At 68.0% G+C, this 14,643-nt stretch carries 16 protein-coding genes; 8 read left to right on the top strand and 8 right to left on the bottom strand.

Translation table 11 applies throughout. The features are described from left to right. Nucleotides 1–19: 19 nt before the first annotated feature. Nucleotides 20–889: an ATP-binding protein gene (locus L1Z78_RS27040; RefSeq protein WP_234639404.1), complete on the top strand. Its 870-nt coding sequence runs from the start codon at nucleotides 20–22 to the stop codon at nucleotides 887–889. Next, nucleotides 870–1,187 (top strand): STAS-like domain-containing protein, encoded by a 318-nt coding sequence (locus tag L1Z78_RS27045; RefSeq protein WP_234639405.1) that lies wholly within the window; start codon nucleotides 870–872, stop codon nucleotides 1,185–1,187. The genes L1Z78_RS27040 and L1Z78_RS27045 overlap by 20 nt, the downstream gene beginning before the upstream one ends. A gap of 77 nt (nucleotides 1,188–1,264) precedes the next feature. On the opposite strand, the gene L1Z78_RS27050 is transcribed toward L1Z78_RS27045, so the two are convergent. Beyond that, nucleotides 1,265–2,866, bottom strand: coding sequence for a gamma-glutamyltransferase family protein (locus tag L1Z78_RS27050; RefSeq protein WP_234639406.1), 1,602 nt, complete (start codon nucleotides 2,864–2,866; stop codon nucleotides 1,265–1,267). Nucleotide 2,867: 1 nt separating this feature from the next. Then, nucleotides 2,868–3,875, bottom strand: a complete 1,008-nt coding sequence (locus tag L1Z78_RS27055) for a Bug family tripartite tricarboxylate transporter substrate binding protein (protein WP_234639407.1) — start codon at nucleotides 3,873–3,875, stop codon at nucleotides 2,868–2,870. Nucleotides 3,876–4,026: 151 nt separating this feature from the next. On the opposite strand from L1Z78_RS27055, the gene L1Z78_RS27060 reads away from it, so the two are divergent. The 5 genes from L1Z78_RS27060 (at nucleotide 4,027) to L1Z78_RS27080 (ending at nucleotide 7,443) form a co-directional block, all read left to right on the top strand. Continuing rightward, entirely contained in the window at nucleotides 4,027–4,947 is a 921-nt protein-coding gene (locus L1Z78_RS27060; protein ID WP_234639408.1) for a LysR family transcriptional regulator, read from the top strand. Nucleotides 4,948–5,382: 435 nt separating this feature from the next. Further along, complete coding sequence (locus L1Z78_RS27065; RefSeq protein ID WP_234639409.1) at nucleotides 5,383–6,069, top strand: hypothetical protein; 687 nt, start codon at nucleotides 5,383–5,385, stop codon at nucleotides 6,067–6,069. Continuing rightward, nucleotides 6,066–6,614, top strand: coding sequence for a GTP-binding protein (locus L1Z78_RS27070; protein WP_234639410.1), 549 nt, complete (start codon nucleotides 6,066–6,068; stop codon nucleotides 6,612–6,614). Before L1Z78_RS27065 ends, L1Z78_RS27070 begins: the two co-directional genes overlap by 4 nt. Continuing rightward, nucleotides 6,604–6,987: a roadblock/LC7 domain-containing protein gene (locus L1Z78_RS27075; protein WP_234639411.1), complete on the top strand. Its 384-nt coding sequence runs from the start codon at nucleotides 6,604–6,606 to the stop codon at nucleotides 6,985–6,987. Before L1Z78_RS27070 ends, L1Z78_RS27075 begins: the two co-directional genes overlap by 11 nt. Nucleotides 6,988–7,083: 96 nt before the next feature. Next, nucleotides 7,084–7,443 carry a hypothetical protein gene (locus L1Z78_RS27080; RefSeq protein ID WP_234639412.1) on the top strand — a complete coding sequence of 120 codons (360 nt, stop codon included), beginning with the start codon at nucleotides 7,084–7,086 and terminating at the stop codon, nucleotides 7,441–7,443. 23 nt (nucleotides 7,444–7,466) lie between these two features. Here the strand turns inward: L1Z78_RS27080 and L1Z78_RS27085 are convergent, their stop codons facing one another. After that, nucleotides 7,467–8,183, bottom strand: coding sequence for a Crp/Fnr family transcriptional regulator (locus L1Z78_RS27085; protein WP_234639413.1), 717 nt, complete (start codon nucleotides 8,181–8,183; stop codon nucleotides 7,467–7,469). Nucleotides 8,184–8,306: 123 nt separating this feature from the next. On the opposite strand from L1Z78_RS27085, the gene L1Z78_RS27090 reads away from it, so the two are divergent. Beyond that, nucleotides 8,307–10,340 (top strand): alkyl/aryl-sulfatase, encoded by a 2,034-nt coding sequence (locus L1Z78_RS27090; protein WP_234639414.1) that lies wholly within the window; start codon nucleotides 8,307–8,309, stop codon nucleotides 10,338–10,340. On the opposite strand, the gene L1Z78_RS27095 is transcribed toward L1Z78_RS27090, so the two are convergent. From L1Z78_RS27095 to L1Z78_RS27115, 5 genes are all read right to left on the bottom strand, one after another. Continuing rightward, nucleotides 10,334–11,050: a uracil-DNA glycosylase gene (locus tag L1Z78_RS27095; protein ID WP_234639415.1), complete on the bottom strand. Its 717-nt coding sequence runs from the start codon at nucleotides 11,048–11,050 to the stop codon at nucleotides 10,334–10,336. The two genes, L1Z78_RS27090 and L1Z78_RS27095, sit on opposite strands and share 7 nt — an antisense overlap. 51 nt (nucleotides 11,051–11,101) lie before the next feature. Beyond that, nucleotides 11,102–11,908, bottom strand: a complete 807-nt coding sequence (gene trpC / locus L1Z78_RS27100) for an indole-3-glycerol phosphate synthase TrpC (RefSeq protein ID WP_234639416.1) — start codon at nucleotides 11,906–11,908, stop codon at nucleotides 11,102–11,104. A gap of 40 nt (nucleotides 11,909–11,948) precedes the next feature. Beyond that, entirely contained in the window at nucleotides 11,949–12,983 is a 1,035-nt protein-coding gene (trpD, locus tag L1Z78_RS27105; RefSeq protein ID WP_234639417.1) for an anthranilate phosphoribosyltransferase, read from the bottom strand. Nucleotides 12,984–13,011: 28 nt separating this feature from the next. Further along, nucleotides 13,012–13,599, bottom strand: coding sequence for an anthranilate synthase component II (locus L1Z78_RS27110; protein WP_234639418.1), 588 nt, complete (start codon nucleotides 13,597–13,599; stop codon nucleotides 13,012–13,014). Between the two features lie 393 nt (nucleotides 13,600–13,992). Next, a complete protein-coding gene (locus L1Z78_RS27115; protein ID WP_234639419.1) occupies nucleotides 13,993–14,616 on the bottom strand; it encodes a hypothetical protein in 624 nt (207 codons plus the stop codon). Between the last annotated feature and the right edge of the window lie 27 nt (nucleotides 14,617–14,643).

A 14,643-nucleotide genomic window follows, 5' to 3' on the forward strand; every position in this document is an offset into this window, starting at 1 on the left:
CAAGTCAAAGAAGCTCTACATGCGCCAGACAACAACGGAAGAAGTGCAGCAGTGGTTGGCGAATTTGAGTCGCCTACAGGAAACCAAGTCCTGCAAGGCTCCGGAGTTCCTGCGTCCTTTCCACTTTGTCTCACTGGCACTTGTGCTCAAGTCCAATCGCGCGGGACGGATTGAACTCCCAGACACGATCAAATCCTATGCAACGCGAATGAAGTTATGGGAGGCTGTCGGGCTGCGGCCGCCGCTGCGTATCAACGAACACAGTGCTACAGGCAAGTTCGTTCCCATCGAGACCCTGCGAACAAGAGACCAAACTGAAGACTGCGCAAGGCGCGTCGCCGAGATTACAGATCAAGCCAACCTGAATCCGGAAGCCAAGGAGAGTCTTGGCATTGCAATCAGCGAATTGATGGACAACTGCTTCGCGCATGCAAGAGTCAACAATGGTCTGCATGGCTTGGCTTGTGCCCAATTTTGGCCGAGGGGGAACCTTCTTCAAGTGGCGATTGCCGATACGGGCATCGGCATCCGAGAATCATTCAGGGTGGCCGACTCGCAGGAGATGCGTACGAAGGCAGCCACCGGAAATTGCTGCACCTTGGCGACCGAACTGCATGCGAGCAGCAAGCTGACCCAAGGGCATGCAGGCTACGGCCTTGCTCTTACACGGCAGCTTGCCGAGCAAAACGGTGGTGCACTTGGGCTGTACTCGGGCACAGAGTGGCATCACCATGCAAACGGTCATAGCAGGTCTGGCGTTGAGTGTGTAGCATGGCAGGGAACACTGGTCTTGGCAGAGTTCGACACAAGGAACACCATCAGTACCCAACGGGTCTACCAATCATGGCCACCAGTCAGGGGATATGCAGATGACGACTTCGACTTTTGAATTTCACATGGGGAAACTCGAGACCAAGATGGCAACACGCCCCAATGGCCAAGCTTTCCTGGAAGATGTTCTGGTCGCGCTGAGCCTGTACGAAGAGGTGGTTATCGATTTCGCAGACCGCGCCCCGACCCCCTCATTTGCTGATCAGTGCCTGGGCAGCCTCGCCGCCCAATTGGGCCTGACGGCCTTCAAGCAAAGGGTGAAGCTGAAGAACGTCTCACCATCTGCCCGACCTCTGGTGAAACACGTCATCCTTTCACGCGCAGCCATCGTCAGCCCCGACACTGCGTACTCATAGAAGTACGCCTTCACTGTCCAGACAACGCCCGCATGCTGCGGGCGTTGTCGTTATCAGGCTGGGGACCCGGAGCGCGCTCAGAACGCCACCACGCCCCCATCCTTGCGCGGGTCCGATCCGCCGATGTAGTGGTCGCCCTCGCGCAGCACCAGTTGCGCGCCGCCGAAGGCGAACACGCCATGGCCTTCCTCGACCGTGACCTCGTGGCCGCGTGCGCGCAGGGCGGCGACGACCTCGGCATCGAAGGCCGGCTCCACGGCCACGCCCTTGCCGCCCGTCACGCGCCAGCGCGGCGCGTCGGCGGCGGCCTGCGGGTTCTGGCCGTAGCGCAGCACGCGCAGGGCCATCTGCAGGTGGCCCTGGCTCTGCATGGGGCCGCCCATGACGCCGAAGGCCATCTGCGGCGTGCCGTCGGCGTTCATGGCGAACGCCGGAATGATGGTGTGCGAGGGGCGCTTGCGCGGGCCGACCTCGTTGGCATGGCCGGCCTCGGTGGTGAAGCCGTGGCCCCGGTTCTGCAGGCTGATGCCTGTGCCCGGAACCACCACGCCCGAGCCGAAGCCCATGTAGTTGGACTGGATGAAGGAGACCATCATGCCGCTGGCGTCCGCCGCCGCCAGGTAGACCGTGCCGCCCGGGCGTGGCGCGCCGTAGGTGGGCGCGCTGGCGCGTTCGCGGTCAATGAGCGCCGCGCGTTCGCGCAGGTAGCCGGCGTCCAGCAGATGGGCGGCTTCGACGCGCATGTGGTCGCCGTCGGCGTTGTATTCGTGCAGGTCGGCCAGCGCCAGCTTCATGGCCTCGACCTGCAGGTGCACGGACTCCACGCCGTCCAGCGGCTCGGCGCCCACGCCCAGTGCGTCCAGCATGCCCAGCGCCATCAGCGCGGCAATGCCCTGGCCATTGGGCGGGATCTCGTGGATCACCGAATCACCGAACCGCTGCGACACCGTGCCGACCCAGTCGGCCTGGTGGGCGGCCAGGTCGGCCTCGGTCATGGCGCCGCCGCAGGCCTTGGCGTGCTCGGCCATCCTGCGCGCCAGTGCGCCACGGTAGAAGGACTCGCCCTTGGTGGCTGCGATCTCCTCCAGCGTGCGCGCATGGGCTTCGCTGCGGAAGACCTCGCCCGCCTTGGGGGCCTTGCCATCGGGCAGGAAGCATTCGGCAAAACCGGGCTGGTCGCCGAGCCTGGCACCGCCCAGCGCCCACAGCGTGGCGATGGTGGGCGAGACCGCAAAGCCGTCGCGCGCATAGCGGATGGCAGGCCGGGCCAGTTGCTCGAACGGCAGCTTGCCGAAGCGGCGCGACAGCGCCACCCAGGCCGAGACGGCGCCGGGCACGGTCACGGCATTCCAGCCCTTCTCGGGGATGCCGCCCAGCGCGGCGAAATACTCGGGCGTCCAGGCTTCGGGCGAGCGGCCCGAGGCATTGAGGCCGTGCAGCTCCTTGCCGTCCCACAGGATGCAGAAGGCATCGCTGCCCAGGCCGCAGCCCGTGGGCTCGACCACGGTCAGCGCCATGGCCGTGGCAATGGCCGCATCCACGGCATTGCCGCCAGCCAGCAGCATGGACAGGCCGGCCTGCGCGGCCAGCGGCTGCGAGGTGGAGACCATGTTGCGCCCCAGCACCGGGGAGCGGTGCGAGGCGTAGGGAAGAGTCCAGTCCTTGATGGTGCTTGTCATGTCAATCCAATGTGATCTTGTTGTCCTTGATGACCTGCGCCCAGCGTGCGCTGTCGGCCTGCACCATGGCGGCGAACTGCGCGGGCGTGCGCGGCGGGGACGCTTCCACGCCCTGCCGGGCCAGGCTGGCCACCACCTCGGGGTGCTGTATGGCCTTGTTGAAGGCCTGGTTGATGCGCGCCACGAGTTCCGGCTTCATGCCCGCCGGGCCATAGACGCCGAACCAGGTGACCGAAGAATAGCCGGGCAGGCCGGATTCGGCGACGGTGGGCAGCTCGGGCGCCAGGGCGCTGCGCTTGTCGCCGGTCACCGCCAGTGCGCGCAGGCGGCCGCTGGCCACATGGGGCATGCCGGTGGGGATGGAGTCGAACAGCAGATGCACCTGGCCTGCGGCCAGGTCGGTGATGGACTGGGCCGTGCCCTTGTAGGGCACATGGGTCAGTTGAATGCCGGCACGCGCGGCGAAGGCCGCCGAGTTCAGGTGCACGATGGTGCCGTTGCCGCTGCTGGCGTAGTTGAGAGCCCCCGGGCGGGCCTTGGCATGGGCGATCAGTTCCTGCACGTTGCGCACGGGCAGCGAAGGCGTGACCAGCAGGATGCTGGCCGCGCCGCCGATCTCGGCGATGGGCGTGAAATCCTTGTCGGCCCTGTAGGCCAGGCGCGGCATCAGGTGCGGAGAGATGGCGTGCGTGCTGCTGGTGGTGAACAGCAACGTGTAGCCGTCCGGCGAGGCCTTGGCCGCCTCGCCCGTGCCGATGGTGCCGCCCGCACCCGGCCGGTTGTCGATGACCAGTTGCTGGCCCAGGTCCTGGGACATGCGCTGGGCCACCACGCGCGCCACGAGATCGGTGGCGCCGCTGGCAGGGAAAGGCACGACCAGGCGCACGGGGTGGGCGGGCCAGGCCTGCTGGGCCGGCGCCGGCAGAGCGGTGGCCCCCAGCAGTGCACAGGCCGCCGCGGTCTGCAACGCCTTGCGGCGCGGGATGGAAACAGTGGGCCATGCCTTCATGGACGCGCTCCTGGTCTGGTGAATGGACCGCCCCGGACCGTACCGGCGCGAGGCGCAACGGGCCATCCTAGAACCCTCGCCCCTTTGCCGCCATCAGCAAATTTGCAAACCTGCATTGCCACGGCGGCAAAACGCCCACAATAGGGCCCCCATGCCCGACGCCCGCCATCTCCTGTTGCAGGACACCGCACTGCGTTACTTCCATGAAGTCGCGCAGTGCGGTTCGCTGACCGAAGCCTCGGCGCGGCTGCATGTGGCGGCCTCGGCCATCAGCCGCCAGATCACCGCGCTGGAGGCGCTGCTGGGCACACCGCTGTTCGAGCGCCACCCGCGCGGCATGGTGCTCAACGCGGCCGGCGAGATCCTGGCCGACCACGCGCGCCGCGCCGGGCTGGACGCCGAGCGGGCACTGGGAGAAATCGAGGCCCTGCAGGGCCTGCGCAGCGGCCGCGTGCGCATCGCCAGCTCCGACGCCTTCGCCAGCGAATTCCTGCCGCGCCTGTGCGCGGCCTTCCAGCGCCAGCACCAGGGCATCGTCTTCGAGGTCAAGGTGCTGCCCACCCCGGACGTGCCCGAGGCCGTGCGCGGCGGCACGGCCGACATCGGCCTGTGCTTCAGCCGCGCGCCCGAGAAAGGCATTGCCGTGGCCTGCCGCGTGGCCGCGCCCCTGGTGGCCCTGGTCGCGCCCGGCCACGCGCTGGCCCCGGCACGCCGTGTGTCGCTGGCCCAGCTGGTGCGCCACCCGCTGGCGCTGACGCCGCCCGAAACCGCCGTTCGCCAGTTGCTGGACGCGGCCTGCAGCCGCCAGGGCCTGATGCTCACGCCGGTCATGGAGAGCAACCACGGCAAGACCCTGCTCAACTTCGCGGCCCAGGGCGGCGCCGTGGCCGTGGCCAGCGAGATCGCGGCGCGCCACATGGTGGCCACGGGCGCCCTGGTGGCCGTGGCGCTCAGCGACCGCGGCATGGACCTGCGCGACATCGAAGTCCAGACGCTGGCAGGCCGCACCTTGCCGCATGCGGCCCAGTCCTTCCTGGAACTGCTCCAGCTCAGATTGCCGGGATCCTGGTAGCAGGCGCCCGGCCCGGAAGTGCCCCGAACAGCCTTCACCAGCCCGGATTTCGATGCAGGCCAATTACCAGAAACAAAGGGCCGGCGGCGGAATTTCCAATGCAATCCAGGGCCTTGGTTACAAAAACAGGATAGTTCCTATTTTTCAATGCCGAAATGCGTCCGAATCTCTGAAAAAGCGGATTCCAGTGCCCGGAAGTCCCATTGCAAACCCTTGATTCGATAGGACTTGTCTGAATCTTGATAGGACGATTCTGAATCGCTCCTGCCACCCAGAATTTCCTGCCCATGCGCTGCCTATGATCGGTTCTCTATTCCTTTGGGACCACTGACTGCGCACGGCTCTGCGGCGCGGCGCATTCCAGAAACGGCGGCGGCATGGACACGAATATTCAGACAGGAAAGGATCCGCGGATGCCGCGGCAGGGAGCCGGGCATGGATGAGCGGCCCACGCTGACCTTCATGCTGTGCGGCCTGTGCGACCGCGATGCCACGCTGTTCCGGTCCTTCGTGCGGCTGGTGGACCATCGCACCCGCCACCGCTGGGAATGGAGGCAGTCCTCGGCCGATCTGGTCGTGATGCACGACGGACTGCGTGAGGTACCGTCCCACCGGCTGACGCTGCGCGTGGGCCGGCAGCCCCAGGACGGCCGGCATGCCAGCGACCACCTGGGCCTGCCGCTGCGCGCGGATGCGCTGGAGGACTGCCTCAATGCCCTGGGCATGCGGGCCCTGGCGATGCGCCAGACGGTGCACGGCAGCGCCCCTGCCGCCACCCCGGCCACGCCCTCCGTCCCCGATCCGGCCCAGGTACCGGACATGCTGGTGCAATTGCTGCGCTGGCCCCCGCAACAGCTGTTGACGGGCGCACACCACATCCGCCTGGCCACGCTGATGACCGGCCACCCGACCACCCTGCGGGTGCTGTGCCAGCGCTCCAACCTCGCGCCGGAGGTTTGCGCGGCCTTTCTGAACCGCCTGGATGCGGCCGGCCTGCTGCGCTGGACCGCCACGGCCTCCCACGCCGGCAGCCTGCAGCGCCATGCGGCACCGCCCCAGCCGGGAGTGCTGGAGCGCATACGCCGCCGCCTGGCACAACTGACGAGAGCCCCCAGCGCATGAGCGAACTCAAGATCCTGATTTCCGGCACCACGGGCGCGGGCAAGACCACGGCCATACGTGCCGTCAGCGAGATCACGCCGTTGAACACCGATGTGCGCAACACCGACAGCTCGCTGGACAAGGCACTGACCACCACGGGCCTGGACTATGGCGAGCTCACCCTGGACAACGGCGAGAAGCTGTACCTGTACGGCACGCCGGGCCAGGAACGCTTCGACTTCATGTGGAGCATCCTCTCGCGCGGCGCGCTGGGGGTGATCCTGCTGATCGACAACAGCCGGCCCGACCCCCTGGCCGATCTGGACCTCTACGTCCAGGCCCTGTCCAGCGCACTGCGCACCACCGCATGCGTGGTCGCGGTCTGCCGCATGGACCGGCATGTCCAGCCCGACCTCGAGAGTTTCGCCCGCCACCTGCAGTCACGCGGCCTGCTGTGCCCGGTGGTGCCTGCCGACGTGCGCGAATCCGCGCAGGTGGTGGCGCTGATCGAATTGCTGCTGCTGCAGATCGAAGCCCGTGCACAGGAGAGCCGTCATGACGACTGACCCCGCCCTGAAGGCGTGTGCCCATGCGGTCGTGAAGGCCCTGACGGGCAAGGTGCACGGCGTGCACGGCTGCGTGGTGAGCACCGAGGACGGCTTCGAGGTGGCCGCCCACGCGCAGGGCCAGGGCAGCACGGCCCGGCTGTCGGCCATGGCCAGCTCGATGGCGGCGCTGGGAGCGATCGCGGGCGAGGAGAACCAGCTGGGCGCCTGCTCCAACGTGGTGATAGAGGCCGCCGAGGGCTTCATCGTCATGCTGCAGGCGCGGCGGCCGGACCTGAGCCTGGTGCTCAGCGTGGTGGCCTCGCGGGAGGCCACGCTGGGCCAGATCCTCTACGTCTCGCGCGAGGCCGCGCGGATGCTGGAGCAAGGGTGAACGGGCATGGGCCGGCGGCAGCCGCCCTGCTTTTCAGGCGAGCGGGCACCGCACAGGTGCCGGACATTTCCACAACACAAGGGAGGTAGGAAGGCTATGGCCAATATCAAGCAGACCATGGACGAACTGATGCGCTGCGACGGCGCCATGTGCGCCGCGCTGGTGGACTACAACAGCGGCATGATCCTGGGGCAGGAAGGCTCCGGCGTGGACCTGGAGCTGGCCGCCGCCGGCAACACCGAGCTGGTGCGCGCCAAGCTCAAGACCATGCGCTCGCTGGGCCTGGAGGGCGCGATCGAGGACATCCTGATCACCCTGAGCCGGCAGTACCACATCCTGCGCCCCTCCACCCACCATGAGGGGCTGTTCCTCTATCTCGTGCTCGACAAGGCCAAGGCCAATCTCGCGCTGGCACGGCGCAAGGTGCAGGACGTGGAGGATGTGCTGGTGGTCTGACCCGGCCCCGTGCGCAGCAGGCCTCAGAAGCGCTCGTCACAGAGGGCCTGCCACTGCAAGATCTCGATCTCGCCGCGCTGCACCCGGATGATGCCGCGCGCCTGCAGTCCTTGCAGCAGCGTGTTGACCGTCTGGCGCGAGATCGAGAGCATGCGCGCCAGTTGCTCCTGCGTCACCTGCAGCCGGGGCCGGGCAGGAACGGCTTCCAGCCTTTCGCCATAGCCGCGTGCCATGGCCACCAGTCGCCGCACCAGGCGCTGGGGGGCCGGCAGCAGGGCCAGGTCCTCCAGGGCGGCGAAGGCCGCGCGCATGCGCCCCGACATCAGCACGCCCAGGTCATGCCAGTGCGCGGGGTGCTGGTGCAGCCAGTCCAGCAGCGGCTGGCGGGGCAGCTGCAGCACGATGCTGGGCTCCATGGCGTGGGCATCGTGGGTGCGGGGCGAGCCGTCGAACAGTGCGATCTCGCCGAACCAGGTGGCCGGGCCCATGCGCGTGAGCAGCGCTTCACGCGCATGCTCGCCCTGGCCGCCCACCCCGGAAAAGCCGATGCTGCCCTGGACCACGGCAAACAATCCGCCCTCCAGCGCGTCGCCGCGCAGGAACAGGGCCTGCCCAGGCTCCAGCCGGCGCGGCTGGGCCAGGGCCAGCAGGTGACCCGCGAATGATGGCTCCAGCGCGCTGAACCAGCGGCCGGTGTGCAACACGGGCAGATAGGAAAGCGGATGGTGGGACGGTTCCATGGGCAGGGCCTGGCGTTCCAGGCATCGTTTAAGACATCGATGTCGGGTAGCCGACAGACAAGGACCGGCCGCCTGGGTATTTTCGCCCCAGGTTCCGATCACTTGCCAGGAGACAGTCCCGCCATGCCATCCCCCCTCTCGATGCCCCGCGCACCAGCGCCCCCTTGCCGCCTGCTGGCCTGCCTGGCCGCGGCGACCCTGTTGAGCGCCTGTGCGGGCAGCCGCCTGCCCGTATCCGACATGGCCCGGCCGCAGGCGGCCAGCGCCGCCACGCGCACGGCCCAGCAGGCGGCGCTGGCACAGCAGCCACGCGATGACGCCCAGGCCATGGAGGACGCGCGGCGCGGCCTGATCGCCTCGGCCGACACGCTGGTCGTGCGCAATGCCCAGGGCCGGCCCATCTGGGGCATGCAGGCCTACGCCTTCCTGGAGCAGGAGCAGGCGCCCGATACCGTGCATCCCGCGCTGTGGCGCCAGGCCCAGCGCAACCGCGTCAGCGGTCTGTTCGAGGTCACGGAGCGGCTCTACCAGGTCCGCGGCCTGGACCTGTCGAACATGAGCATCATCGAGGGCGACACCGGCCTGATCGTGGTCGATCCGCTGATGTACACGGAGACCGCCCGGGCCGCCATGGAGCTGTACTTCCAGCACCGCCCGCGCAGGCCCGTGGTGGCGGTCATCTATTCGCACAGCCATGTGGACCACTTCGGCGGCGTACGCGGCGTGGTGCGCCAGGAGGAAGTGGATGCGGGCCGCACGCAGGTCATCGCCCCTGCGGGCTTCATGGCCGAGGCCGTGGGCGAGAACGTCATCGCCGGCCATGCCATGGGCCGCCGCGCCCTCTACCAGTTCGGCATGCTGCTGCCGCGCGATGCCAAGGGCCAGGTGGACGCCGGCCTGGGCAAGGCCGGCGCGCCCGGCACCATGGGTCTGATCGCACCCACGCGCGTGATCGGCAAGCCGCGCGAGACGCTGCGCATCGACGGCGTGGACATCGACTTCGTGCTCACGCCCGGTGCCGAGGCGCCTGCCGAGATGATCATGTACTACCCCCAGCTCAAGGTGCTGAACATGGCCGAACTCGCGGTCCATACGCAGCACAACCTGCTGCCGCTGCGCGGTGCCCAGGTGCGCGATGCGCTGGGCTGGTCCCGGCACCTGAACGACGCGCTGCACACCTATGGCGGCCAGGCCGAGATCCTGATCGCCCAGCACCACTGGCCGGTCTGGGGCCAGCCCCGGCTGCAGCGCATGCTGGCCGGCCAGCGCGACACCTACAAATACCTGCATGACCAGACCGTGCGGCTCATGAACCACGGCTACGTGGGTTCGGAGATCGCCGAGATGATCTCCATGCCCGAGTCCCTGGCCCGCGACGGCGCCACCCATGCCTTCTACGGCCATCTGAAGCACAACGTGCGCGCCATCTACCAGCACTACCTGGGCTACTACGAGGGCAACCCCGCCCAGCTGGAGGCCCTGCCCCCCGTGCCTGCGGCCCGCAAGACCGTGGAATACATGGGCGGCGCCGAGGCTGTGCTGCGCCGCGCCCGGGCCGACTACGAGCGCGGCGAATACCGCTGGGTGGCGCAGATCGCCTCGCAGCTGGTGTTCGCCGACCCGGCCAACCGCGAAGCGCGCCGACTGGCGGCCGATGCCTATGAGCAGTTGGGCTACCAGATGGAGTCCGCCACGGCGCGCAACGCCTTCCTGCAAGGCGCGGCGGAGCTGCGCAACGGCGTGCCGCAACTGCCCCGGCCCGGCGGCGCGGCGCGCGACCTGGTGCGCAGCCTGCCGCTGGAGATGTTCTTCGACTACCTGGGCGTGAGGCTCGATGCGGACAAGGCCGCGGGCCGGCGCATCGTGCTCAACTGGATCTTCACCGACACCGGCGAGCAGCGCAGCCTGAACCTCGAAAACAGCGCCCTGACCCAGAGCCCGGGCCTGGCCCCGGATGCCCATGCCAGCCTGCGCCTGACACGCGCCACGCTGGACGCCATCGCGGGCCAGGAAACCACGCTGGCCGATGCCGTGACAAGCGGCCGGCTGCGCATCGATGGCGACGCCGGCCAGGTCATGGCGCTGATGTCCATGCTGGACCGCTTCGAAAGCGTCTTCCCTGTCGTGGAGCCCCGGCCCCAGCGGCCCGCTCAGTAGCCGTGCTGCGCGCGGAAATCGCGCGCCTTGCCGAAATGCCCGTTGCCGATGAAGGGCACGGGCGGGCGCAGCGCCGACAGCGGCGAGGGATGGTTGCTGGTCAGCACCAGGTGGCCCCGGTCGGCAGGGATGAAGGCGCGCTTGGACTGGGCATGGCTGCCCCAGAGCATGAAGACCACGGGGCGTTCGCCCTGGGCGACATGGCGGATCACGGCATCGGTCAGCAGCTCCCAGCCCTTGCCAGAATGGCTGGCGGCCTGCCCCTCCTCCACCGTGAGGCAGGTGTTGAGCAGCAGCACGCCGTTCCGGGCCCATTTGACGAGGCTGCCGCCGGGGTCGGGGAAGGGCGGAAAGGGCACGCCCAGATCGCGCTGCATCTCCTTGAAGATGTTCTGCAGCGAAGGCGGCATGCGCACGCCCGGCGCCACCGAGAACGACAGCCCCTCGGCCTGCCCCCGGCCGTGGTAGGGGTCCTGGCCCAGGATGACCACGCGCACCTCATCGGGCGGCGTCAGCTCCAGCGCGCGCAGCGGCAGCGGCGGGAAGATGACGGCACCGGCCTCCAGGCGCTGGTGCAGGAAGGTCAGCAGCTGCTGGCCCGTGGCCCCCGCGAAGAAGTCCTCGACCAGCGGCTGCCAGCCTGGCGCCACGGGCCAGTCGGCGGGATCGGCGGATTGCAGTTGGGTCGGTGCGTCGGCGGAGGCGTTCATGGCGTGCGGGACAGGAGTTTCGGGGATGCGGGAGGGCGGCCGCGGGCCGTTTCAGGCAAACAGCTTGGCCAGCGCCTCGCCCGGCTCCTTGGCGCGCATGAAGGCCTCGCCCACGAGGAAGCCGTGGATGCCGGCTTCCCGCAGAGCCTTGACGTCCTCGCGGCTGCCTATGCCCGACTCGGTGACCAGCAGGCGGTCGGCCGGCACGTTCTTTCGCAGCTCCAGCGTGGTCTGGATGCTGACCTCGAAATTGCGCAGGTTGCGGTTGTTGATGCCCACCAGCGGCGTCCTGAGCTTCAGTGCACGCTCCAGCTCGGCGCCGTCATGGACCTCGACCAGCACGGCCATGTCCAGGCTGTGGGCGATCTGCTCCATCTCGGCCATCTGCGCATCGTCCAGGCAGGCGGCGATCAGCAGCACGCAGTCGGCGCCGATGGCGCGCGACTCGTAGATCTGGTAGGGATCGACCATGAAATCCTTGCGCAGCACGGGCAGGGTGCAGCTGGCACGCGCCTGCTTGAGGTAGTCGATGCTGCCCTGGAAGAACTGCCTGTCCGTCAGCACGGACAGGCAGGCGGCGCTGATGCCGCTCTTTCCATCGCCCTCGGCATAGCTTTGCGCGATGTCGGCGGGGATGAAGTCCTCGCGGATCACGCCCTTGCTGGGGCTGGCCTTCTTGATCTCGGCGATCACGCCGGCCTGGCCGGCCGCGATCCTGGCGCGCAGCGCGCCCACGAAGTCTCGCGTGAGCACGCGGCTTTCGGCGTCGCGGCGCATGTCGGCGAAGGACATGCGCTTCTGGGCGGCCGCCACTTCCTGCACTTTCACGTCGCAGATCTGCTTGAGGATGTCGGACACGTTGTTTCCTTGGTATTCAGCGATGAAGGGACTGTGCGGCTCAGGCCGCCAGCTGGGCCGTGTAGGCCACGAGTTCGTTGAGCTTGGCCAGGGCCGCGCCGCTGTCCAGCGCCGCCTGGGCGCGGAGCATGCCATCTTCGATGCTCGCCGCCACGTTGGCCGCATACAGCGCGGCACCCGCATTCAGGCAGACGATGTCACGCGCCGGGCCCTGCTCTCCGTGAAGCACGCCCAGCAGCATGGCCTTGGATTCCTCGGGATTGTCCACCTTGAAGGCGCGCGTGCCCACCATGCGCAGGCCGAAGTCCTCGGGGTGGATCTCGTATTCGCGCACCACGCCGTCCTTGAGCTCGCCCACCAGGGTGCCGGCGCCCAGGCTGATCTCGTCCAGTCCGTCGCGGCCATAGACCACGATGGCATGCTCGGCGCCCAGGCGCTGCAGCGCGCGCACCTGGATGCCGACCAGGTCCTCGTGGAACACGCCCATGAGGATGTTGGGTGCGCTGGCCGGGTTGGTCAGCGGGCCCAGGATGTTGAAGATGGTGCGCACGCCCAGCTCCTTGCGCACCGGTGCCACGTTCTTCATGGCCGGGTGGTGGTTGGGAGCGAACATGAAGCCGATGCCCACGTCGGCGATGCTGCGCGCGATCTGCTCGGGGCTGAGCTGGATGTTGACGCCCAGCGCCTCCATGGCGTCGGCGCTGCCGCTCTTGCTGCTGACGCTGCGCCCGCCATGCTTGCTGACCTTGCCGCCTGCCGCCGCGATGACGAAGATGGAGCAGGTGGAGATGTTGAAGGTATTGGCGCCGTCGCCGCCCGTGCCCACGATGTCCACCAGATGGCGCTTGTCGGCCACATGGACCTTGTTGGAGAACTCGCGCATCACCTCGGCCGCGGCCGTGATCTCGCCGATGGTCTCCTTTTTCACGCGCAGTCCGGTGACGATGGCCGCCGTCATCACGGGCGACAGTTCGCCGCGCATGATCAGGCGCATCAGGTGCAGCATCTCGTCGTGGAAGATTTCGCGGTGCTCGATGGTGCGCTGCAGCGCTTCCTGGGGGGTGATCTGGGTCATTGCGGTGTCTCGGTTCGGTGCTCGCCTGTCAGGCCTTCTGTTCCAGGAAGTTCTTCAGCATGGCATGGCCGTGCTCGGTGAGGATGCTCTCGGGGTGGAACTGCACGCCCTCGATGGCCAGGCTCTTGTGGCGCACGCCCTGGATCTCGCCGTCCTCGCTGGTGGCCGTGACCTGCAGGCACTCGGGCAGGGTTGCGCGGTCGATGGCCAGCGAGTGGTAGCGGTTGACCGTGAACTGCTCGGGCAGGTCGGCGAACACGCCCTTGCGGTCCGTGGTGATGACGCTGGTCTTGCCATGCATCTGCTGGCCGGCGCGCACGATGTCGCCACCGAAGGCCGCGCCTATGCTCTGGTGGCCCAGGCACACGCCCAGGATGGGCAATTGCCCCGCGAAGTGCTGTATGGCCGCCACCGAGATGCCGGCCTCGGCCGGCGAGCAGGGGCCGGGCGAGATCACGAGGCGGTCGATCCTCTCGCGTTCGACCAGGGCGATCACCTCGTCGAGCGTGGCCTCGTCATTGCGCACCACGGTGACATCGGCACCCAGTTCACCGAAGTACTGGACGATGTTGTAGGTGAAGCTGTCGTAGTTGTCGATCATCAGCAGTCTGGACATCACGGCTCCTGGGTCTCAAAGGGAAAAGCGGCAGGCGCGGGCATGCCGCTGCGAGGCCGGGCGCACGCGCGCCGCCTGGGGTGCTCGAGGGGGGAAATCTGGGGGCATCTGGGCAATCTCCTGGGTTCTGGGAGCCGCCGTGCCGGGGAGCCATCTGCTGGGGTGAGCCTTGCTGCCGTCACGGCGGCAAGGCGCGGTTCGCAACCGCAACGACGTGCCGCTTCCTTACTGGAAGCGCCACCACTGGGCAACGATGATGGAAACGGGGGTACCGTTCATGGCTGTCTTGGATCGAAAGTTCAGAGGTCTGGAAGACGTGCATGCAGCAGGCTGCATAGCGGCACATGCTAACACAGGGCCTGCCCGGTGCGGCAGCCCGCCCCGGCGGCCACGTCATTTCAGGAAATCGGGCTGGTCGAACTTCTGCTTGAGGAAACGCCCATTGGCCAGCAGCGCCTGGGCATCGCTGGCTGCCACATGGGCCACCACCTGCTGCATCTGCGCAGCCAGCAGCGCCAGCTGCTCGGTCAGCAGCTGCCTGGGCGTCTTGCCTTCGTGCACGGGCTGCGTGACCCGGAACAGCGGCGGAAGGGCCGCGTAGTGCGACAGCGTCGCGGGCAGGTACTCCAGAACGGTCTCGCGCACCGTGAACAGGCCGTCATTGAAGACCGGGCCGGCGTCGGCCAGCGCGGGCAGCACCTCATGCACGGAGCCACGCACGCTGTCCAGGTGCCGCTGCATCTCGGCCGTCAGCAGCGGTGCGGCCTGGTGCGCCAGCTCGTCGATGCGCTCGCGGATGTCCTCGGCGCTCCAGTGCTGCCGCAGTGCGCGCTCGAAGCCGGCATCCGCCGGCCGCAGGGCCCAGCCCAGCAGCAGGCCCGCGCCATACAGTCCCAGGGTGATCCAGCCCCAGCCGGCGCCGATCACGCCCGTGAACAGCAGCACCGGCCCCAGCAGGGCCAGCGCAAGGCCCGCAAGGTTGCCGTTGCCGTAGAAAAAGAGCAGGAGGCGGCGCATCACGCCTGTCCCTTCATCCGGGGGCCG

Origin of the sequence: Delftia tsuruhatensis, from assembly GCF_903815225.1 — a bacterium.
Taxonomy (GTDB): Bacteria; Pseudomonadota; Gammaproteobacteria; order Burkholderiales; family Burkholderiaceae_C; genus Comamonas; species Comamonas tsuruhatensis_A.